Here is a 19,076-nt window from a genome sequence, read left to right as displayed (position 1 = left end):
GCCGCTACGGCGCCCCATTGAACCGCCCCCGGCGCCCGGCTAGCCTGCCTCCAAAGCAGATGGAGGCTGACGTCATGAACCAACCGCAAAGCTGGGAAGCCCGGGCCGAGACCTATTCGCTCTATGGTTTCACCGACATGCCCTCGGTCCATCAGCGGGGCACGGTCGTCGTGACCCATGGCGAGGGCCCCTATATCGTCGATGTGCATGGCCGCCGCTATCTGGACGCCAATTCCGGGCTGTGGAACATGGTCGCCGGCTTCGACCACAAGGGCCTGATCGAGGCCGCCAAGGCGCAATACGACCGCTTTCCCGGCTATCACGCGTTTTTCGGCCGCATGTCCGACCAGACGGTGATGCTGTCGGAAAAGCTGGTCGAGGTCTCGCCCTTCGCCAGCGGCCGGGTCTTCTATACCAATTCCGGCTCCGAGGCGAACGACACCATGGTCAAGATGCTGTGGTTCCTGCATGCCGCCGAGGGCAAGCCGCAAAAGCGCAAGATCCTGACGCGCTGGAACGCCTATCACGGCGTGACCGCGGTTTCGGCCTCGATGACCGGCAAGCCCTATAACGCGGTCTTCGGCCTGCCGCTGCCCGGCTTCATCCACCTGACCTGCCCGCATTACTGGCGCTATGGCGAGGAGGGCGAGACCGAAGAACAATTCGTCGCCCGCCTGGCCCGCGAGTTGGAGGACACCATCGCCCGCGAGGGCGCCGACACCATCGCCGGCTTCTTCGCCGAGCCGGTGATGGGCGCGGGGGGCGTGATCCCGCCGGCCCAGGGCTATTTCCAGGCCATCCTGCCGATCTTGCGCAAGCACGACATCCCGATGATCTCGGACGAGGTGATCTGCGGCTTTGGCCGCACCGGCAGCACCTGGGGCTGCCTGACCTATGACTTCATGCCCGATGCGATCATCTCGTCCAAGAACCTGACCGCGGGCTTCTTCCCGATGGGCGCGGTGATCCTCGGCCCGGACCTGGCGAAGCGGGTCGAGGCCGCCGTCGAGGCGATCGAGGAATTCCCGCACGGCTTCACCGCCTCGGGCCATCCGGTCGGCTGCGCCATCGCGCTGAAGGCCATCGACGTGGTGATGAACGAGGGGCTGGCCGAGAACGTGCGCCGCCTCGCCCCCCGCTTCGAGGCCGGGCTGAAGCGCATCGCCGGCCGGCCGAACATCGGCGAATATCGTGGCATCGGCTTCATGTGGGCGCTGGAGGCGGTCAAGGACAAGCCGAGCAAGACGCCCTTCGACGCCAATCTCTCGGTCAGCGAGCGCATCGCCAATACCTGCACCGATCTGGGGCTGATCTGCCGGCCGCTGGGCCAGTCCATCGTGCTCTGCCCGCCCTTCATCCTGACCGAGGCGCAGATGGACGAGATGTTCGAAAAGCTGGAAAAGGCGCTCGACAAGGTCTTCGCCGAGGTAGCCTGAGCCCTCGGGCGGCCCCTACCAGGGGTCGCCCCCGCCCAGCACCGCCCGCGCCATCTGCACCCGCTGCGGCGCGATATGCGCGGCCTGCGCGAAATCCAGCACGCGCTGGTCCTGCTCCAGCAGGAAATCCAGCACGAAGACGGCGAATTCCGGCCGCGCCGCCATGACGCGCAAGCCGGCCACGTCGCTGCCCGATTGCGCCAGCAACGTCCCCACCAGTTCGGGATCCGCGGCGATATGGACAAAACCCGCATCGGCAATGTCGCGCGCTTCGTTTCGTGTCATTTCCTTCTCGCTTTCGTGACGACCGGGGCGGATTTCTTCGCACCCGGAAAGGATTTGTTAACCATTCCCGCACAAGATGCGGCTCTGGGCTCGGGGTGTAAAGCAGGCGTAACCATGGCAGGGCGCATTCTTGTCGTCGACGGCGTGCCGACGAATCGCATCACCATGAAGGTGCGGCTGGTTTCGGCCTGCTACGAAGTCTCGACCGCCAGTTCGGGGGCCGAGGCGCTGCGCATGGCGCGGCTGATCCATCCGCAGATCGTGCTGGTCGGCGCCAGCCTGCCCGATATGGACGCCCCCGCGCTTTGCACCGCGTTGCGCGACCTGCCTTGCGCCGCCGACCTGCCGGTGCTGGTCCAGGCCAGCGGCGCGGATCGCGTGGCGGCGCTCAGGGCGGGGGCGACCGCGCTGATCGACGCCGGAAACGACGAGCTGACGCTGCTGGCGCGCATTCGCGGGCTGATGCGGCACGAACTCGGCGAACTGGACGGTCCAGCGCCCGGCCTGGCCGAGGCCGCGGCCGGCTTTGCCGCGGACGGCCGGCCGCGCGCGGTCTTTGTCGCCGATCGGCCCGCCACGGCGCTGGGCTGGCGCCTGGCGCTGCGGGACCGGGTGGATTTCTCCATCTCGGTCTGCGAGCCCGAACAGGCTCTGGCCGAGGCAGGCTCGAACCGGGTGGCCGATCTTTACCTGATCGCCGCCGATATCCACCAGCCCGGCGACGGGCTGCGGCTGCTCTCCGAACTGCGCTCGCGCCCGCGCTCGCGCGAGGCGGCGGTGGCGATCGCCCTGCGCCCCGAGCGGGCCGAGATGATGCCCGTGGCGCTGGACCTGGGGGCCGGGGACGTGCTGCCCTGGGATCTGGCCCGCCCCGATGCCGCGCCCGAGACGGCGATGCGCCTGCAAGCCCAGCTGGCCCGCAAGCACGAGGCCGACCGCCGCCGGCACGAGACCCAGCGCAACATGCGCTGGGCGATGACCGATCCGCTGACCGGGCTGCACAATCGCCGCTTCGCTCTGCCGCGCCTGGCCGAACTGGCCGCCGAGGCGCAGGAGCACCAGGGCGATCTGGCGGTCATGCTGCTGGACCTCGACCGTTTCAAGCAGGTGAACGACCTGCACGGCCATCCCGCCGGCGATGCCGTGCTGGCCGAGATCGCCGCCCGCCTGGCCGTCACCCTGCCCGAGGGCGCCCTGCTCGCCCGCATCGGCGGCGAGGAATTCCTGGCCGTGCTGCCCGATTGCCCGGCCCGCACCGCCCGCCGCGTGGCCGAGGAGCTGCGCCAGACGGTGATGGCCGCGCCGGTCATCCTGCCGCAGGGCTGCAAGAGCGCCGAGCTGCGCGTCACCATCTCGGTCGGCGTGGCCCTGGGGCATGGCGGGCCGCATCTTCTGCCGCTCGACCCCGAGGCGCTGCTGGCCAGCGCCGACCGGGCATTGCTCAATGCCAAATCCTCGGGGCGCAACCGGATCGTCATGGCCTCGCCGGTGATCGCGGCATGAGCCGCCGCCTCTGGCCACCCCTGGCCGGACTTAAGCCGTGCTTTTCTTTGCGGGTCGCTTGCCCTAGATAGAAGCGGAACAGGAAAGGAACGCGCCCATGCCCCATGCCTATTCCGACGGGACCCAGCCCGAGCGCCCGATCAAGCCGGCCATGCTGCGCGGCGCCCTTGGGCGCTGCCCCTCTTGCGGCCAGGGGCGGCTGTTCCAGGGCTATTTGACGGTCCGCCCGGCCTGCCCGCATTGCGGCGAGGAGCTGCATCATCAGCGCGCCGACGACGGCCCGGCCTATCTGACCATCCTGCTGGTGTCGCATCTGGGCGCGCCGTTGTTGCTGGCGGTCTACATGATGTATCGCCCCTCCGCCATGGCCATGCTGATCGGCTTCGGCCTCGGCGCGGTGGTGCTGTCGCTGGCGCTGCTGCCGCGGATCAAGGGCGGGATGATCGGCTTCCAATGGGCGCGCCGGATGCATGGTTTCGGTGCCGAGCCCGCAGCGATCGAGGCAGCCGCGTCGTGAGCGCCATGGCCGGAACCACCCCCGCGAACCGCGATGCCGCCGAGCAGCCGATCCGCGATGCCGCCACCGTCGTCGTGCTGGACCGCAACGCCCGGGGCGGACCTTCGGTGCTGATGGGGCAAAGGGGCGCCTCGGCGGTGTTCATGCCCTCGAAATACGTCTTTCCCGGCGGTGCGGTGGATGCGGCCGATGCGCAGGTGCGGCTGGCCGGCGACCTGCCACCCCGGGCCTCGGCCCTGCTGGCCGCCGAGCCGCGCGCCGAGTCGCAGGTGACGCCCCGGGCGCTGGCCGCCGCCGCCCTGCGCGAACTGGCCGAGGAGACCGGCCTGCTGACCGGCCCGCCTGGCCTCGCGCCCGAGGGCTGGGACCATTACGCCGGCGCCGGGCTGGCACCGGATGCCTCGGCCCTGATCTACATGTTCCGCGCCGTCACCCCGCCGGGCCGCCCACGCCGCTTCGACGCACGCTTCCTGCTTCTGGATGCCGAGCGGCTGCATGGCGACCGCAACGATTTCAGCGCCGCCTGCGACGAGCTTTCGCATCTGCATTGGGTGCCGTTGACCGAGGCACGGGCGCTGGACCTGCCCTTCATCACCGAAGTGGTGCTGGCCGAGGTGGCAAGCCTGCTGGCGGCGGCCGGCGACGGGCCGCTGGCCCTGCCGCCGACGGTGCCCTTCTTCGACAACCGGACGACGGTGCCGCGCTTCATGCGCATCGCTTAGGCCCGGTCAGCGCCCTCAACTCAGCATCCCTTGAACCGGGGCGCTCGCTTTTCCAGGAAGGCCGCGACGCCTTCGGCGAAATCCCCGGTCCGGGCCATCTCGCCTTGCAGCCGCGCCTCCAGCCGCAGCTGCGCGGCCATGTCATTGCCACCCGAGGCGCGCAGCGCCTGGCGGATCGCCAGGAAAGCCGCCGTCGGCCCCTCGGCCAGGGCCTTGGCCCGCGCAGCCACCACGGTTTCGAAATCCGCGTCCGGCACCGCCTCCCAGATCAGCCCCCATTCCGCCGCCTGGGCGGCCGGGATGCGGTCGGCGAACAGCATCATTCCCATGGCGCGCGGCACCCCGACCGAGCGCGGCACGATGAACGTCCCGCCCGCATCCGGGATCAGTCCGATGCGGCTGAAAGCCTGCACGAAACTGGCGCTTTCCGCGGCGATCACCACGTCGGCAGCCAGCGCCAGGTTGGCCCCTGCCCCCGCCGCGATGCCGTTCACCGCGGCGATAACCGGCACCGGCGCCTCGGCGATGGCGGCCAGCATCGGCTCGTATTCCTCGCGCAGGATGGTTTCGACGTCGAAGCCGCCGCCGGCATCGGTCAGGTCCTGGCCCGAGCAGAAGCCGCGCCCGTTCCCGGTCAGCACCACGCAGCGCGTACCCGGCGGCAGGTTCGTCAGCGCTGCGACGATCTCGGCCCGCATGGTGCGGTTGAGCGCGTTCACCACATCGGGCCGGTTCAGCGCCAGCCTCGCAATGCCGTCCCGATGCGTGGATTCGATGGTCTGAAAGCTCATCCCTGCCCCCTCTCGTGCTTGCGGTCATCCTGCCGGGGTGCTGCGGGACAGGAAAGCCCCGACCCTGCGTCAGTCGCGCAGGATCCTGTCCAGCCGGGCCTTTTCCTCGTCGCTGAGCTTTTCCGGCCCTTCCTCGGCCAGGCTGCGCGAACGGACGAAGCGCCAGCCCAGGAACAGGCCCAGCAGGGCCATGATCGGCCCGGCCAGATAAAGCAGCCAGTTCGCCCCGCGCGCCGGAGGCTCGAACAGGACATATTCGCCGAAGCGGTCGGCGACGGCCTGCACCGCCTCGGCATTGCTGTCCCCCGCGACCAGCCGCTCGCGCAGATAAAGCCGCAGGTCGCGGCTGATCGGCGCATTGGATTCGTCGATGGTCTCGCCCTGGCAGACCGGGCAGCGCAGCGTCTTGGAAATCTCGCGCGCCCGCGCCTCCAGCGCCGGGTCGGACAGCACCTCGTCGGGCTGGACGGCCAGGGCGGGAAGGGCAAGCAGCAGCGACAGGCAGAGGATCAAGGCGCGCATGGGCTATTCCGCCGGCTGGGGGGCGACGCGGGTCTGGCGGGCCCCGGCGGCGACGCGATAGCGCCGGTCCGACAGGCTGATGAGCCCCCCCAGCGCCATCAGCGCCGAACCCAGCCAGATCCAGCTGGCAAAGGGCTTGATATAGCTGCGCACCGCCCAGCCGCCATCCTGTTGCTCGTCGCCGATGACCAGATAGAGGTCGCGGAACAGCCCGTTCTGGATCGCCGCCTCGGTGGTGGGCATGGATTGCACCGGATAGACCCGCTTCTCGGGATGCAGCACCGCGACCTGCCGCCCGTCGCGGCTGACGGTCATCGCGGCGATGATCGAGTTGTAGTTGGGGCCGGGGTGCTCTTCGACGCTGTCCAGGGTGATCTCATAGCCGGCGACGGCGAAGCTCTGGCCGATCCGGGCCACGCGGATGTCCTCGACCTGCCAGGCCATCAGCAGGCTGATGCCGATGAAGGTGACGCCCAGCCCGGCATGGGCAACGGCCTTGCCCCAATCGGCACGCGGCAGCCGGCGCAGGCGGGACAGGCCGGAATTGCCGGTGCGCAGCCACAGGTCCACGGCAGCGCCGGCGACCAGCCAGGCGCCCAGCCCGGCACCGATCACCGCCAGCGCCGAATGGCCGGTCGAGACGGCAAAGACCAGCGCCATCACCGCCCCGGCAAAGACCAGCGCGCCGCGCAGCGGGTAAAGCGCGCGCCTGAGCTTGCCGCGCTTCCACGGCAGGATCGCGCCGACCGGCAGGACGATGGCCAGCGCCACCATGAAGGGCGTGAAGGCCTGTTCGAAGAAGGGCGCGCCCACCGACAGCCTGCGGTCCCACAGCATCTCGGCCACCAACGGCCAGACGGTGCCGATGAAGACCACGAAGGTCGAAACCGCCAGCAGGATGTTGTTGAGCACCAGCGCCCCTTCGCGCGAGACCGGGGCGAAGGCCCCCCGCGCCTGCATCGAGGCGGCGCGGAAGGTGAAAAGCAGCAGCGCGCCGCCCACGAAGAACGCCAGGATCGCCAGGATGAACACGCCACGCTCGGGGTCGCTGGCGAAGCTGTGGACCGAGGTGATGACGCCCGAGCGCACGATGAAGGTGCCGATCAGCGAAAAGCCGAAGGCCATGATCGCCAGGAGGATGGTCCAGCTTTTCAGCACCTCGCGCTTTTCGACCACGATGGCGGAATGCAGGAGTGCGGCGGCGATCAGCCAGGGCATGAAGCTGGCATTCTCGACCGGGTCCCAGAACCAGAACCCGCCCCAGCCCAGCTCGTAATAGGCCCACCAGGACCCCAGCGCGATGCCGATGGTCAGGAAGACCCAGGCCGCCAGCGTCCAGGGCCTGACCCAGCGCGCCCAGGCGGCGTCGACCCGCCCCTCGATCAGCGCGGCCACGGCAAAGCTGAAGGCCATGCTGAGCCCGACATAGCCGAGGTAGAGGAAGGGCGGATGGAAGGCGAGGCCCGGATCCTGCAAGAGCGGGTTCAGGTCGCGCCCGTCGAAGGGCGGGCTCGCCATGCGCAGGAAGGGGTTCGAGGTGAACAGGATGAAGCCCAGGAAGGCCGCGCCGATCGAGCCCTGCACCCCCAGCACCCGCGCCCGCAGCTTGGGCGGCAGGTTCGCGTCGAACGCGGCCGCCATGGCGCCGAACAGCGCCACGATCAGCACCCAGAGCAGCATCGAGCCCTCATGGTTGCCCCAGACGCCGCTGATCTTGTAGATCATCGGCTTGGCGGTATGCGAGTTCTGATAGACCAGAGCGACCGAGAAGTCCGAGGTCACGAAGGCGATGGTCAGCGCCGCGAAGGAAATGCCGACCAGCCCGAACTGCGCCAGCGCGGCGGGACGCGCGGAGTCGATCCAGCCGCTCCAGCCCTTGCTGGCGCCGATCATCGGCACGATCATCTGGAAGATGGCCACGGCAAAGGCGAGGATCAGGGCGAAATGGCCAAGTTCAGCGATCATGGGCTCCCTCCGGGTGGCTGCCCCACAGGATAACCGCGGCGCGGGCGGCAAGCCAGCCCCCCGCGCCTGCCAGATTGTCACAGCATTGCTAGCGCGCAGCCGTCGCCGCCGCCCAGTCCCGCAAGGCAGCGTTGTCCTCGAAAGGCTCCGCCGCCATCAGCGGCAACGAGGCCGCGGGCGCGGCCGCGGGATCGGCCGGCCCGCTGCGGGACGGGATGCCCAGGACCGGCCGGGTGCGAAAGTAATGCGCCTCGCGCGCGCCGAAATAGAAGCTGATGATGGCGCCCAGCAGCCACCAGAGCGGCTCGGGCACCAGGTTCAGGTTCTCCATGCGCAGGCCGAAGCCCTCGGGATCGATCATGGCATAGGCGAACAGCCCCAGCGTCCCCAATGTCATCAGCGGTCGCGGCAGGCGGTTCAGCCCGTTCATCATCCCGTCGAACCAGCCCCGCGGTGCGGCGACGAATTCGTCGCCGTGCTGGGTGATGGCGCGGGCATAGGCCTGCTCGTCCAGCTCCATGCGGCGGGTGGCGTTCTCGCGAAACACCTCGGCCATGCCGGTCGCGGCATTGGCCACGGTGGTGACGGCACCGCTGGCGCCCAGAAGGCGGTCCATCAGCCCCATTTCGCCACCCTCGCCCGATGCTCGGCCGGCGACAGGTGATAGCGGGGCGAGATGAACTCCTCGGCCCGCAGGATCCAGCCGCCCTTTCCGCCCGCCTGCGTGCGGGCATATTTGCGGCTGGCCGGGCGCGCATCGCCCAGCGCGTAATAGTAGTTCCGCCGCGCGATCCCGTAGGCATCGGCGAAATAGCCCGGCGCCGCCGCATCGGCCTGGCGCGCCGCCAGGATGGTGCGCGGCCCCACCACGCCGTCGTCGGTCGCCGCAAAGCCCATCCGCGTGACCAGCCGTTGCAGGATCTTCACCGCATTGGTGCCGGCATTGACATACATGTCGAAAACCGAGGCCTGCACCGAGGCGGGCAGTTCCGCCAGGCGCGGCCGGCGAAAATAATGCTCGACGAAGATGCGCTCGGCATCGGCGCGGGTCAGCGCCCTGACATCCGCCACATCGATGCGCCCGTCGCCGGTCCTGTCGATGCCCAGCCGCTGCAATGTCGCCAGCGTGACGCCGTAATTCGTCGCGCCGCCCGGGTCGTCCGGGTCGTTGACGTAGCCCCCCTCACGCGCGACGATCTCGGCCGCGATCTGTTCCACTGTCTTCATGCCAGCCCCCAATCCTGAAGCGGATCGAGGCTGGAGAAATCCGGTTAACCGGCCGTTAACCCGGCGCGCGTTGCGTCAGGAGTTGGGGTCCTCGTAGACGCCCTGCTCCTTCAGCGAATCCATGACCTCGCGCGGCATGTAGTTTTCATCGTGCTTGGCCAGAATCTCGGTGGCGACGAAGGTCTCGCCCTCCATGCGCCCGGTGCCGATCATGCCTTGGCCTTCCGAGAAAAGGTCGGGCAGCACGCCGGTAAAGCGCACCGGGACGGTGGCGCCGCCGTCGGTCACGCGGAAGGTCACCGTCTCGCTGGCGCCGCGCACCAGGCTGCCGTCCTCGACCAGCCCGCCCAGGCGGAAGACCTCGCCGGCCTCGGGCGGGCTCTCGGCCATCTGGCTGGGCGAGCGATAGAGGTTGATGCCGTCGCGGAAGCCGTAGCCGATCAGCCCGGCCGCCAGCACAAGCGCCACGGCGGCGGCGACGAGGATCTGGATCCGGCGTTTTTTCTTCAATGACTTCATGGTGCAAGCTTTCCAGTTTCAGGCACTTTCGAACCTGATCGGATGGCGGAGGAACTGCGTGGCCTTGCCCGATACCCGCTCGGGGTCGCCGGTGGTCAGGAAACGCGAGACATTGCCCGCGCCCAGCATCTCGGGATGGCGCTTGAGGTAGTCCTCGAGGCTCTCGGCGACGAGGTCGGGCTGCGAATAGACCGCGACCTTCGGCCCCAGCGCCTTCTGGAAGGCCGCCTGCATCAGCGGGTAATGCGTGCAGCCCAGGATCGCCGCCTCGGGATGCGGCATGCGGCGCAGCAGCGCCTCGACATGGGAGGTCACCAGCGCCTCGGCCAGGATCTCGTCGCCCATCTCGATCGCATCGACCACGCCGCCGCAGGGCTGGGCCTCGACATCGACGCCGATGGCGCGAAAGGCCAGTTCGCGCTGGAAGGCGCGGCTGGCGACGGTGGCGGGGGTGGCGAACAGCGCCACATGCTTCACCGCCACCTCGCGCGGCGGCGAGTTGTCGCCCCAGCGGCGCTCGGTCAGCGCCTCTATCATCGGCACGAAGACCCCCAGCACGCGCTTGTCCTCGGGCAGCCAGGTTTCCTGCATGCGCTTGAGCGCGGCGGCCGAGGCGGTGTTGCAGGCCAGGATCACCAGATCGCAGCCTTCGGCCCAAAGCCGCTCGACCCCGGAGCAGGTCAGATCGAAGATGTCGTCGGCATCGCGCACCCCGTAGGGGGTATGGGCATTGTCCCCCAGATAGACCAGCGGCAGTTCGGGCATGCGGGCGGCAATCGCGGCCAGAACCGTCAGACCGCCCAGACCCGAATCGAATACGCCCACCGCCATGACTAGCCTCCTGCTCGCGACACGTCTTTTTAGGATGCGCCGCGCCGGAACGCCATGATTTATGTCACGCCGCGCCGGCGGGTCGGAAGCAGTCTCGCGACGGAAGACATACGCGGGCATGGGCCTGCGAGCCGCGGTTTTCTCTGCGGATTCCAGCCTGGCCACGGGATAGCGGCCGTCAGCGGCAGCCCGGCCCGTTCCAGGACCAGACTGGGACGGTTTGCGGCAGAAGGTCGCGCATGATCGCATTGGATGACGACGGTACGCTCGGGCGGTTCCCGGACCGGCGCGCCCGGGTTCATGCCGCAGCAGCGCCTCGGTTCCGTTCAAAAGCACGTGACGCCCGGGCGGCGCGAATCGGTCTGCGCGGTTGTATTCCTGCACGCTCCTCCGGCCTGCGCTCGTTCGATGGCTGTTCGGCAGGCATTGTAGGTAAGCAACACTGACGGATAAAGGGTTTTCTTGGCGTTTTGCAGGCTTGTTCCGCTAACCTTCTGTGATAAGGGTTGCACGGATTGCATGGCTGATGCCGCAAGAAAGCACTGTTATGGATTGGGATAAGTTAAGAATATTTCATGCCGTCGCCGACGCGGGCAGCCTGACCCACGCGGGCGATGTTTTGCACCTGTCCCAATCCGCCGTCAGCCGCCAGATCCGCGCGCTGGAGGATTCGCTGGGCACCACCCTTTTTCACCGCCATGCCCGCGGGCTGATCCTGACCGAACAGGGAGAGCTGCTGTTCGAGGCGACCTCCTCCATGGTCCGCAAGCTCGACACCACCGCCGCCCGTATCCGCGACAGCGAGGAAAGCGTCTTCGGCGAGCTGAAGGTCACCACCACCACCGGCTTCGGCACCATGTGGCTGGTGCCGCGGCTGGCCAAGCTTTACGACCGCTATCCCGATCTCAAGATCGACCTGATGCTGGAAGAACGCGTGCTGGACCTGCCCATGCGCGAGGCCGATGTCGCCATCCGCATGAAGGAGCCCAACCAGCAGGATCTGATCCGCCGCCGGCTGCTCAACATCCGCATGCGACTTTACGCCACACCGGAATACCTGGCCAAGGCCGGAGTGCCCGAGACGCTGGACGATCTGGGGCCGCACCGGCTGATCTGCCAGAACCCGCAGACGCCGCAGGTCAGCTCGGGCGCGGTGCTGTCGCAGATGCTGCTGGCGCGCAACATCAGCTCGACCCTGATGGTGAACAATTACTTCGGCGTCTTGCAGGGGGTGCTGAACCATGTCGGCATCGGCGTCCTGCCGGACTACCTTTCGGCGGATTTTCCCAGCCTGACCCGCGTCTTGCCGGACATCCAGTCGGGCGAGGTGCCGGTCTTCCTGGCCTTCCCCGAGGAATTGCGCGCCTCGCGCCGCGTCGCCGCCTTCCGCGATTTCGTGCTCGAGGAAATCCAGTCGCTGCGCCGCCAGCAGACCGAAGAACAGGCCGCCGACCCGTCCGCCGGATGAGCGCCGGACGGGCAGATGCCGCAGGGTTTTGCCCGAGGCATTCGCAGAATGCATATCGGCCATGTGCCGCAATGCGGAAATGATCCTTGAACCGTTCGCCGACTGCACATATTTCCGATCTCGAAGGGGATGATTTGAAGAAATTCTCATCACCTTCAACCTCCCTGTTGGACTTGAGCCGGGCTTCATGCCCGGCTTTTTTTTGCCCGCTGCACTGCGGTTTTTCCCGGCCCCGCGCGCGGCCCCTTTCCTAACCCTTCGCCGCCGCTTAAAAGGCCGCAAAACCGGGGAAAAGGGCGCCAGACATGAACGAACCGCAGATCACCGAGGAACTGATCGCCGCGCACGGGCTCAAGCCCGACGAATACCAGCGCATCCTCGAGATCATCGGGCGCGAGCCGAGCTTTACGGAGCTGGGCATCTTCTCGGCCATGTGGAACGAGCATTGCTCCTACAAGTCGTCCAAGAAATGGCTGCGCACCCTGCCGACCACTGGCCCGCAGGTCATCTGCGGCCCGGGCGAGAACGCGGGCGTGGTGGACATCGGCGACGGCCAGGCCGTGGTCTTCAAGATGGAGAGCCACAACCACCCCTCCTATATCGAGCCGCATCAGGGCGCCGCGACCGGCGTCGGCGGCATCCTGCGCGATGTCTTTACCATGGGTGCCCGCCCCATCGCCGCCATGGACGCGCTGTCCTTCGGCCGGCCCGAGCACCCCAAGACCGCGCATCTGGTCAAGGGCGTGGTCGAAGGGATCGGCGCCTATGGCAATGCTTTCGGCGTGCCGAACGTCGGCGGCGAGGTACGCTTCCACCGCAGCTATGACGGCAACTGCCTGGTGAACGCCTTTGCGGCGGGCTTGGCCGACAGCGACAAGATCTTCTATTCCGCCGCCTCGGGCGTCGGCATGCCGGTGGTCTATCTGGGCGCCAAGACCGGTCGCGACGGCGTCGGCGGCGCCACCATGGCCAGCGCCGAGTTCGACGACACGATCGAAGAAAAGCGCCCCACCGTGCAGGTCGGCGACCCCTTCACCGAGAAATGCCTGCTGGAAGCCTGCCTGGAGCTGATGCAGACCGACAGCGTCATCTCGATCCAGGACATGGGCGCCGCCGGCCTGACCTGCTCGGCAGTCGAGATGGGCGACAAGGGCGGGCTGGGCATCAAGCTGGTGCTGGATGCCGTGCCGCAACGCGAAACCAACATGACCGCCTATGAGATGATGCTGTCCGAGTCGCAGGAACGCATGCTCATGGTGCTGAAGCCCGAGAAGGAGGCCGAGGCGCGGGCGATCTTCGAAAAATGGGATCTGGACTTCGCCATCGTCGGCGAGACCATCGCCGAGGACCGTTTCCTGATCGTCCACGGCAACGAGGTCAAGGCCGACCTGCCGCTGTCCAAGCTCAGCTCCAGCGCCCCGGAATACGACCGTCCCTGGATCGAGACCCCGGCTGCGGGTGAGATGCCCGCCCTGCCCGCCATCGCCCCCATCGCGGCGCTGAAATCGCTGATCGGCAGCCCAAACCATGCCCATAAGGGCTGGGTCTGGGAGCAATACGACACCCAGGTCGGCGCCGATACCGTCCGCCGGCCCGGCCTTGGCGCCGGCGTGGTGCGCGTGCATGGCACCCGCAAGGCGCTGGCCTTCACCAGCGACGTGACCCCGCGCTATGTCCGCGCCAACCCCTATGAGGGCGGCAAGCAGGCGGTGGCCGAAGCCTATCGCAACCTCATCGCCTGCGGCGCCCTGCCGCTGGCCACCACCGACAACCTGAACTTCGGCAACCCGGAAAAGCCCGAGATCATGGGCCAGCTCGTCGGCGCCATCAAAGGCATCGGCGAGGCTTGCGCGGCTCTCGACTTCCCCATCGTCTCGGGCAATGTCTCGCTTTACAACGAGACCGACGGCAAGGGTATCCTGCCCACGCCCACCATCGGCGGCGTCGGGCTGATCGCCGATCTGGACGACCTCATCGCCGGCCTGCCGGCCGAGGGCGATATCGCGCTGGTCATCGGCGAGACCCGCGGCCATCTCGGCCAGTCGGCCCTGGCCGCCGAGGCTTTCGGCATCGAGGCGGGCGATGCGCCGCATGTGGACCTGACCGCCGAGCGCCGCAACGGAGAGTTCCTGCGCGCGCAGGGCAAGCTGGTCTCGGCCGCGACCGACCTGTCGGATGGTGGGCTGGCACTCGCCGCCTTCGAACTGGCTGAGGCCGCCGGTCTGGGCGTCACGCTGGACAGCGCCGAGATCGCCCAGCTTTTCGGCGAGGACCAGGCGCGCTACCTGGTGGCCTGCTCCGAGGAGAATGCCGCGCAACTGATCGAAGCTGCCCAAGCGGCGGGCGTGCCCCTGGCGCGCGTGGGCCGGTTTGGCGGCGAGACGGTGGCTTTTGGCGGCGATGCCGCGTCGCTGGCCGAATTGTCGCAGCTTTACCGCTGCGCCTTCGAGAAAAGCCTGAACCTGGAACTGGCCTGAGCCTTTTCCTGGATCGGCCCTTGCGCACCCGGCATTCGCATCTGCGATTGCCGGGTTTTTCCTGCTCCGAAAGCCGGTGCGAAACCCCATTGGCGACGCCGCGTCACGGATGAACCCGCCATTCCCCTCTGCCGCGACTGTCCCCAGATGGGACCGCATGGGCCGGTGCCCGGTTCAGTCACCCGAAGGCTGCGGATAAATCTCGCAACCAAACTCAAGCCCCGCTCCTGCCATGAGCGGGGCTTTGTTCCATTCCGACGCGATGCGCGGCAACGGATCGCCACGGCAAGGAGGGCAACAAAGGAGAAAATGGCGCACCCGACACGATTCGAACGTGTGGCCTTTGCCTTCGGAGGGCAACGCTCTATCCAGCTGAGCTACGGGTGCAACGCATGGGCTGCATAGCCGCAAACGCGCGGCTCTGCAATGGGGTTCAGGCGAAAAGCTCGCGGCAGAAGGACAATCCGTCGATCAGCGCGTCGACCTCGGCGCGGGTGTTGTACATGGCGAAGCTGGCGCGCGCCGTGGCGCTGACACCGAAGAAATCCAGGAGCGGCATGGCGCAATGCGTCCCCGCCCGCACCGCGATGCCGCGCTTGTCGAGGATAGTCGAGATGTCATGCGCATGCGCGCCCTGCATGGTCATCGAGAAGATCGCGCCTTTCTCGGCCGCGTCGCCCTGCACCGACAGCCAGTTCAGGCTGCGCAGTCGCTCGCGGGCATAGTCGCGCAGATCCCGCTCATGCGCGGCGATGTTCTCCATGCCGAACGCCATCAGGTATTCCAGCGCCGCGCCCAGGCCGATCTGGTTGGCGATGCCGGGGGTGCCAGCCTCGAAACGCAGCGGCGGGTCGGCATAGTCCACACTCTCGCGCGTCACCGTGCGGATCATGTCGCCGCCGCCCATGAAGGGCCGCATCTCGGCCTGGCGCTCGGCCCGGATCCAGATCGCGCCCGAACCCGAGGGACCATAGAGCTTGTGCCCGGTGATGCAGTAGAAATCGACGCCGAGCGCGGACAGGTCCACCGGCATATGCACTGCGGCCTGCGACCCATCGGCAAGCACCGGCACGTCGGTCCCGCGCGCGATGGCGCCGACATCGACCACGGTGCCGGTCACGTTCGACATATGGGTGACGGCGATCAGCTTGGTCCTCGGCCCCACCGCCGCCAGCACCTTTTCCGGCGGCAGCGAGCCGTCGGGCTCGGGCTCGACCCATTTCAGCGCCACGCCCTGGCGTTCGCGCAGGAAATGCCAGGGCACGATATTGGCGTGATGCTCCAGCACCGACAGCACGATCTCGTCACCGGCCTTCAGGCGCGGCCCGGCCCAGCCATAGGAGACGAGGTTGATCCCCTCGGTCGCGCCCGAGGTGAAGATCACCTCGTCCTCGCGCGGGACGTTCAGGAAGCGGGCGATGATGGCGCGGACCCGCTCGTAATTCTCGGTCGCGAGGTTGGAGAGGAAATGCAACCCGCGATGGACATTGGCATATTCCGCCTCATAGGCGCGGGTAATGGCGTCGATCACCACGCGCGGTTTCTGCGCGGAGGCGCCGTTGTCCAGATAGACCAGCGGCCGGCCGTTCACCTGCCGCGACAGGATCGGGAAATCGGCGCGGACCTTTTCAATGTCGAAGCTCATGGTGTCACCTCGGGGACGATGCCGAATGCCGCCGCGATCAGCGACAGCACGAAGCCAAGCAGGAAAATGCTGCCGATCAGGCCCAGCACCACCTTGCCGGTGCTGGTGAAGCCGTGCAGCGCCTTGGTCATGGTCACGGCGAGATAGAGGAACAGGCCGAAGGCCAGCATCGAGAGCAGCGTGGCCGTGGCCGGGAACAGCGCCATCATCACCACCTGCACCGCTTGCAGCCCGACCAGCATCAACTCGACCCAGCCGACGATCAGCAGCGCATCGGGAAAGATGCCGTGGCCGCCGAACAGCCGGCCGATCTGCGCCACGAACAGCGCCGACAGCACCATGGCGCCGAACTGGATGCCGGCCAGCGTCATCGGTTCGGACAGCATGCGCGAGACGGGGTTGTCCACCTCGACCGGGAACAGCAGCAGCGACAGCCCGGCGAGCAGCGTGGACAGCGTCACGGCCAGAAGCAGCACCATCCAGCGCGCCGCCATCGGCAGGTCCAGGTCGCGCAACACGCGCACCGCGGCCTCCGGGTCCCGCAAGGTCAGGACCATCAGATCGCCAAGATCGCCCAGTTTCATCTGTTCCCCGCCAATGCGCGCAGCCCCGCGCTCCATATCACGAGAAAGCCGAGCCCCGCCACCGCCCGCGTCACGCCAAGCGCCGGGCCGGGACCGACCAGGCCGGCGGTGAGCCCGGCGAGCAACATCGCCGGCGCCACCGCCAGCAGCGCCCAGAACAGCGCCAGCCGCGAATCCTGTGGCGCCACCGGCCAGGGCGTCAGCCGCGACAGCGCCGAGACCAGCGCCGCCAGCCCATAGGCCAGCAGCGGCATCATGAACATCACCGCCAGCAGCGCCCCGCCCATGCGCGCGCCCAGGGGCACCTCGGGCTGCAATTGCGCATCCCGGGCATGGCCCGGGGCCTGCGCGACCAGAAAGACCAGCATCGCCGCCATCAGCACGACGATCAGCGCCCGGTCGGGCATGCCGCGCAGGGACCTGACCACCCTGCCCGGCGCCCACCAGCTTTCCAGGATGCGCGGGACGATGCCGGCCCGGCTCATGCCTTGCCCGGATTGCCCGCGCGCGCCGTCAGCCAGTCTTCCAGCCGGCCGAGGATGTCGTCGCGCAGCCGCTGGTCCTCGATCTCGTCCAGCGCATCGGCCAGGAAGGACAGCACCAGCAGCACGATGGCGCGTTCCTTCGGCACCCCGCGCGAGCGCAGGTAGAACAGCGCCGTCTCGTCCAGCGCCCCCGTGGTCGAGCCATGCGAGCATTTCACGTCGTCGGCATAGATTTCCAACTCGGGTTTGGCGAGGAACTGGCTGCCCTCGTCCAGCAAAAGCCCCTGGCTGATCTGGTAGCCGTCGGTCTTCTGCGCGCCGGGCTTGACCAGGATCTTGCCCTGGAACACGCCCTCGGCACCGTTCTTCAGCACCTTCTTGAACACCTGCCGGCTTTCGCACCGCTCGGCGGCATGGGTGATGAAGACGGTGTCGTCATGGTGGAAGCGGCCGATATCGCCGTCGCCCAGCACCGCGGCGGCGATATGGGCCACCGCATCATCGCCGGCAATCTCGATCACCGCCTCGTTGCGCATCATCAGCCCGTTGACCGTGAGCGTGAAGGACTTGAACAGCGCCTCGGCGGCGACGCGGACGAAGATATGGCCCAGCCCCAGCTTGGGATCATTGGCGCGCTTGGCGCTGATGTGGTGGAAGCGGGCGCCCTGGCCCAGATCGGTCTCGATCACCACGTTCGAGCGCGCGCCGATCGAGCCGGTTTCCAGCAGCGTCAGCTCGGCCCCGTCCTCGAGCTTGACGACATGATGCAGACAGACGTCCGCATCGGCGGCCGAGCGGCGATAGGTGATGTGCACCGGCCGTGACGGCTTGCCGGTGACGCGGATCAACACGCCCTCGGCGGCGGCCAGCGTGTTCAGCACCGCGAAGGGACGCTTGACCGGCACCTGCCCGGAGGCTTCCAACCGGCCATAGAGCCCGGCCGCCCAGTGATCGGTCTTGGCATCGGCCGCGGCAAGGCTTTCGATCTGCACGCCCTCGGCTTCCAGAGCGTCCGAGGCGGCAGCATCGAAACGCCCGTCCATGAAGACAATGTTCAGCCGCTCGATGCCGGTGAACAGGGTGGTGGCATCGGCAGCCAGCTCGACCGGCTGCGGCCGGGCGGCGTTGAAGGGGGCCGGATCGGTATAGCGCCAGTATTCGTCACGCGCGCCGGGCAGCCCCATCGCGTGCAGCCGCTGCGCCGCATCCTCGCGCGCAGAACGGGTGAAGCCGCCGCGCGGCAGGTCCAGCGCCTCCAGGCGAGCGGCCAGCGCCGCATCGCCGGGACGGGCCTTGCCCTCGACCGCGGGAACCTGCGCGGCAAGAACAGCCGTATCCGCCATCATCCGACCTCCGCCAGCAGATCGCCGTAACCGTTCTGCTCGACCTCCAGCGCCAGCTCGGGGCCGCCGGTGCGCACGATGCGGCCATCGGCCATGATATGCACCACGTCCGGCTTGATATGGTCCAGAAGCCGCTGGTAATGCGTGATCACAAGAAAGGCGCGGTCGGGCGAGCGCAGCGCGTTCACGCCCTCGGCCACCAGCCGCATCGCGTCCACGTCGAGGCCGGAATCGGTCTCGTCCAGGATGCACATGCGCGGCTCCAGCATGGCCATCTGGAGGATCTCGTTGCGCTTCTTCTCGCCGCCCGAGAAGCCGACGTTGACCGGGCGCTTCAGCATCTCGCTGTCGATCTTCAGCGTCGCGGCCTTCTGGCGGATCAGCTTGAGGAACTCGGCCGAGGACAGCTCTTCCTCGCCGCGCGCCTTGCGCTGCGCGTTCACGGCGGTGCGCAGGAAGGTCATGTTGCCGACGCCGGGGATCTCGACCGGATACTGGAAGGCCAGGAACAGGCCCGCGGCCGCACGCTCCTCGGGCTCCATCTCCAGCAGGCTTTCGCCGTCCAGCGACGCCTCGCCCTCGGTCACCTCATAGCCGTCGCGGCCCGAAAGCACATAGGACAGCGTCGACTTGCCCGAGCCATTCGGCCCCATGATGGCATGGACCTCGCCAGCCGGGACGGTCAGATCGACGCCTTTGAGGATCTGCTTGTCCTCATCCTCAAGCTTGACGTGCAGATTCTTGATTTCCAGCATG

19 protein-coding genes and 1 tRNA gene are annotated in these 19,076 nt (G+C 67.8%); 6 read left to right on the top strand and 14 right to left on the bottom strand.

Features of this window, described 5'->3' with window-relative positions:
* Window positions 1-74: 74 nt before the first annotated feature.
* A complete protein-coding gene (locus tag AQY21_RS24990) occupies window positions 75-1,436 on the top strand; it encodes an aminotransferase (RefSeq protein WP_058100292.1) in 1,362 nt (453 codons plus the stop codon).
* 15 nt (window positions 1,437-1,451) lie between these two features.
* On the opposite strand, the gene AQY21_RS24985 is transcribed toward AQY21_RS24990, so the two are convergent.
* On the bottom strand, window positions 1,452-1,721 hold the full coding sequence (locus AQY21_RS24985; RefSeq protein ID WP_058100291.1) for a DUF3572 domain-containing protein: 270 nt from the start codon (window positions 1,719-1,721) through the stop codon (window positions 1,452-1,454).
* Between the two features lie 114 nt (window positions 1,722-1,835).
* Here AQY21_RS24985 and AQY21_RS24980 point away from each other — a divergent pair, with 114 nt between their 5' ends.
* The 3 genes from AQY21_RS24980 to AQY21_RS24970 all read left to right on the top strand — a co-directional run bounded on the left by AQY21_RS24980 (window position 1,836) and on the right by AQY21_RS24970 (window position 4,463).
* A complete protein-coding gene (locus AQY21_RS24980) occupies window positions 1,836-3,224 on the top strand; it encodes a diguanylate cyclase (protein ID WP_058100290.1) in 1,389 nt (462 codons plus the stop codon).
* Window positions 3,225-3,321: 97 nt separating this feature from the next.
* The gene (locus AQY21_RS24975) at window positions 3,322-3,741 is read left to right on the top strand and encodes a DUF983 domain-containing protein (protein WP_058100289.1); all 420 of its coding nucleotides are present in this window, start codon (window positions 3,322-3,324) and stop codon (window positions 3,739-3,741) included.
* Between the two features lie 5 nt (window positions 3,742-3,746).
* Window positions 3,747-4,463, top strand: a complete 717-nt coding sequence (locus AQY21_RS24970; RefSeq protein ID WP_058100288.1) for a DNA mismatch repair protein MutT — start codon at window positions 3,747-3,749, stop codon at window positions 4,461-4,463.
* Window positions 4,464-4,483: 20 nt separating this feature from the next.
* On the opposite strand, the gene AQY21_RS24965 is transcribed toward AQY21_RS24970, so the two are convergent.
* The 7 genes from AQY21_RS24965 to AQY21_RS24935 form a co-directional block, all read right to left on the bottom strand.
* On the bottom strand, window positions 4,484-5,254 hold the full coding sequence (locus AQY21_RS24965; protein ID WP_058100287.1) for an enoyl-CoA hydratase-related protein: 771 nt from the start codon (window positions 5,252-5,254) through the stop codon (window positions 4,484-4,486).
* 69 nt (window positions 5,255-5,323) lie between these two features.
* A complete protein-coding gene (locus AQY21_RS24960; RefSeq protein WP_058100286.1) occupies window positions 5,324-5,776 on the bottom strand; it encodes a cytochrome c-type biogenesis protein in 453 nt (150 codons plus the stop codon).
* A gap of 3 nt (window positions 5,777-5,779) precedes the next feature.
* Window positions 5,780-7,741 carry a heme lyase CcmF/NrfE family subunit gene (locus AQY21_RS24955; RefSeq protein ID WP_058100285.1) on the bottom strand — a complete coding sequence of 654 codons (1,962 nt, stop codon included), beginning with the start codon at window positions 7,739-7,741 and terminating at the stop codon, window positions 5,780-5,782.
* An 88-nt stretch (window positions 7,742-7,829) separates the two neighbouring features.
* The gene (locus AQY21_RS24950; protein ID WP_058100284.1) at window positions 7,830-8,366 is read right to left on the bottom strand and encodes a holin family protein; all 537 of its coding nucleotides are present in this window, start codon (window positions 8,364-8,366) and stop codon (window positions 7,830-7,832) included.
* Window positions 8,357-8,968, bottom strand: a complete 612-nt coding sequence (locus AQY21_RS24945; RefSeq protein WP_058100283.1) for a holin-associated N-acetylmuramidase — start codon at window positions 8,966-8,968, stop codon at window positions 8,357-8,359. The genes AQY21_RS24950 and AQY21_RS24945 overlap by 10 nt, the downstream gene beginning before the upstream one ends.
* A gap of 75 nt (window positions 8,969-9,043) precedes the next feature.
* Window positions 9,044-9,487, bottom strand: a complete 444-nt coding sequence (gene ccmE, locus AQY21_RS24940) for a cytochrome c maturation protein CcmE (protein ID WP_058100282.1) — start codon at window positions 9,485-9,487, stop codon at window positions 9,044-9,046.
* An 18-nt stretch (window positions 9,488-9,505) separates the two neighbouring features.
* Window positions 9,506-10,318: a glutamate racemase gene (locus tag AQY21_RS24935; protein WP_058100281.1), complete on the bottom strand. Its 813-nt coding sequence runs from the start codon at window positions 10,316-10,318 to the stop codon at window positions 9,506-9,508.
* A gap of 547 nt (window positions 10,319-10,865) precedes the next feature.
* On the opposite strand from AQY21_RS24935, the gene AQY21_RS24930 reads away from it, so the two are divergent.
* On the top strand, window positions 10,866-11,786 hold the full coding sequence (locus AQY21_RS24930; RefSeq protein WP_058100280.1) for a LysR family transcriptional regulator: 921 nt from the start codon (window positions 10,866-10,868) through the stop codon (window positions 11,784-11,786).
* A 305-nt stretch (window positions 11,787-12,091) separates the two neighbouring features.
* Window positions 12,092-14,263 carry a phosphoribosylformylglycinamidine synthase subunit PurL gene (gene purL / locus AQY21_RS24925; protein ID WP_058100279.1) on the top strand — a complete coding sequence of 724 codons (2,172 nt, stop codon included), beginning with the start codon at window positions 12,092-12,094 and terminating at the stop codon, window positions 14,261-14,263.
* A 310-nt stretch (window positions 14,264-14,573) separates the two neighbouring features.
* Here purL and AQY21_RS24920 read toward each other — a convergent pair.
* The 6 genes from AQY21_RS24920 to sufC all read right to left on the bottom strand — a co-directional run bounded on the left by AQY21_RS24920 (window position 14,574) and on the right by sufC (window position 19,075).
* Window positions 14,574-14,650 (bottom strand) — tRNA-Arg (locus AQY21_RS24920).
* A gap of 46 nt (window positions 14,651-14,696) precedes the next feature.
* A complete protein-coding gene (locus AQY21_RS24915; protein ID WP_058100278.1) occupies window positions 14,697-15,908 on the bottom strand; it encodes a cysteine desulfurase in 1,212 nt (403 codons plus the stop codon).
* Complete coding sequence (locus tag AQY21_RS24910) at window positions 15,905-16,492, bottom strand: YIP1 family protein (RefSeq protein WP_058100277.1); 588 nt, start codon at window positions 16,490-16,492, stop codon at window positions 15,905-15,907. Before AQY21_RS24910 ends, AQY21_RS24915 begins: the two co-directional genes overlap by 4 nt.
* On the bottom strand, window positions 16,489-16,977 hold the full coding sequence (locus AQY21_RS24905; protein ID WP_058100276.1) for a hypothetical protein: 489 nt from the start codon (window positions 16,975-16,977) through the stop codon (window positions 16,489-16,491). The genes AQY21_RS24910 and AQY21_RS24905 overlap by 4 nt, the downstream gene beginning before the upstream one ends.
* Window positions 16,974-18,320: a SufD family Fe-S cluster assembly protein gene (locus AQY21_RS24900; RefSeq protein ID WP_152988338.1), complete on the bottom strand. Its 1,347-nt coding sequence runs from the start codon at window positions 18,318-18,320 to the stop codon at window positions 16,974-16,976. Before AQY21_RS24900 ends, AQY21_RS24905 begins: the two co-directional genes overlap by 4 nt.
* On the bottom strand, window positions 18,320-19,075 hold the full coding sequence (gene sufC, locus AQY21_RS24895; protein ID WP_058100275.1) for a Fe-S cluster assembly ATPase SufC: 756 nt from the start codon (window positions 19,073-19,075) through the stop codon (window positions 18,320-18,322). Before sufC ends, AQY21_RS24900 begins: the two co-directional genes overlap by 1 nt.
* Window position 19,076: the final 1 nt, after the last annotated feature.

The organism is Paracoccus sp. MKU1 (assembly GCF_001447385.1).
Lineage (GTDB): Bacteria > Pseudomonadota > Alphaproteobacteria > Rhodobacterales > Rhodobacteraceae > Paracoccus.
The sequence above is the reverse complement of the archived record's forward strand: the minus strand, read 5'-3'. Positions and strand labels throughout refer to the sequence as shown.

Bases quoted from the DNA above. Each gene is read 5' to 3' on its own strand.
- AQY21_RS24990 (WP_058100292.1), top strand. From the start codon at position 75: ATGAACCAACCGCAAAGCTGGGAAGCCCGGGCCGAGACCTATTCGCTC.
- AQY21_RS24985 (WP_058100291.1), bottom strand. From the start codon at position 1,721: ATGACACGAAACGAAGCGCGCGACATTGCCGATGCGGGTTTTGTCCAT.
- AQY21_RS24980 (WP_058100290.1), top strand. From the start codon at position 1,836: ATGGCAGGGCGCATTCTTGTCGTCGACGGCGTGCCGACGAATCGCATC.
- AQY21_RS24975 (WP_058100289.1), top strand. From the start codon at position 3,322: ATGCCCCATGCCTATTCCGACGGGACCCAGCCCGAGCGCCCGATCAAG.
- AQY21_RS24970 (WP_058100288.1), top strand. From the start codon at position 3,747: ATGGCCGGAACCACCCCCGCGAACCGCGATGCCGCCGAGCAGCCGATC.
- AQY21_RS24965 (WP_058100287.1), bottom strand. From the start codon at position 5,254: ATGAGCTTTCAGACCATCGAATCCACGCATCGGGACGGCATTGCGAGG.
- AQY21_RS24960 (WP_058100286.1), bottom strand. From the start codon at position 5,776: ATGCGCGCCTTGATCCTCTGCCTGTCGCTGCTGCTTGCCCTTCCCGCC.
- AQY21_RS24955 (WP_058100285.1), bottom strand. From the start codon at position 7,741: ATGATCGCTGAACTTGGCCATTTCGCCCTGATCCTCGCCTTTGCCGTG.
- AQY21_RS24950 (WP_058100284.1), bottom strand. From the start codon at position 8,366: ATGGGGCTGATGGACCGCCTTCTGGGCGCCAGCGGTGCCGTCACCACC.
- AQY21_RS24945 (WP_058100283.1), bottom strand. From the start codon at position 8,968: ATGAAGACAGTGGAACAGATCGCGGCCGAGATCGTCGCGCGTGAGGGG.
- ccmE (WP_058100282.1), bottom strand. From the start codon at position 9,487: ATGAAGTCATTGAAGAAAAAACGCCGGATCCAGATCCTCGTCGCCGCC.
- AQY21_RS24935 (WP_058100281.1), bottom strand. From the start codon at position 10,318: ATGGCGGTGGGCGTATTCGATTCGGGTCTGGGCGGTCTGACGGTTCTG.
- AQY21_RS24930 (WP_058100280.1), top strand. From the start codon at position 10,866: ATGGATTGGGATAAGTTAAGAATATTTCATGCCGTCGCCGACGCGGGC.
- purL (WP_058100279.1), top strand. From the start codon at position 12,092: ATGAACGAACCGCAGATCACCGAGGAACTGATCGCCGCGCACGGGCTC.
- AQY21_RS24915 (WP_058100278.1), bottom strand. From the start codon at position 15,908: ATGAGCTTCGACATTGAAAAGGTCCGCGCCGATTTCCCGATCCTGTCG.
- AQY21_RS24910 (WP_058100277.1), bottom strand. From the start codon at position 16,492: ATGAAACTGGGCGATCTTGGCGATCTGATGGTCCTGACCTTGCGGGAC.
- AQY21_RS24905 (WP_058100276.1), bottom strand. From the start codon at position 16,977: ATGAGCCGGGCCGGCATCGTCCCGCGCATCCTGGAAAGCTGGTGGGCG.
- AQY21_RS24900 (WP_152988338.1), bottom strand. From the start codon at position 18,320: ATGGCGGATACGGCTGTTCTTGCCGCGCAGGTTCCCGCGGTCGAGGGC.
- sufC (WP_058100275.1), bottom strand. From the start codon at position 19,075: ATGCTGGAAATCAAGAATCTGCACGTCAAGCTTGAGGATGAGGACAAG.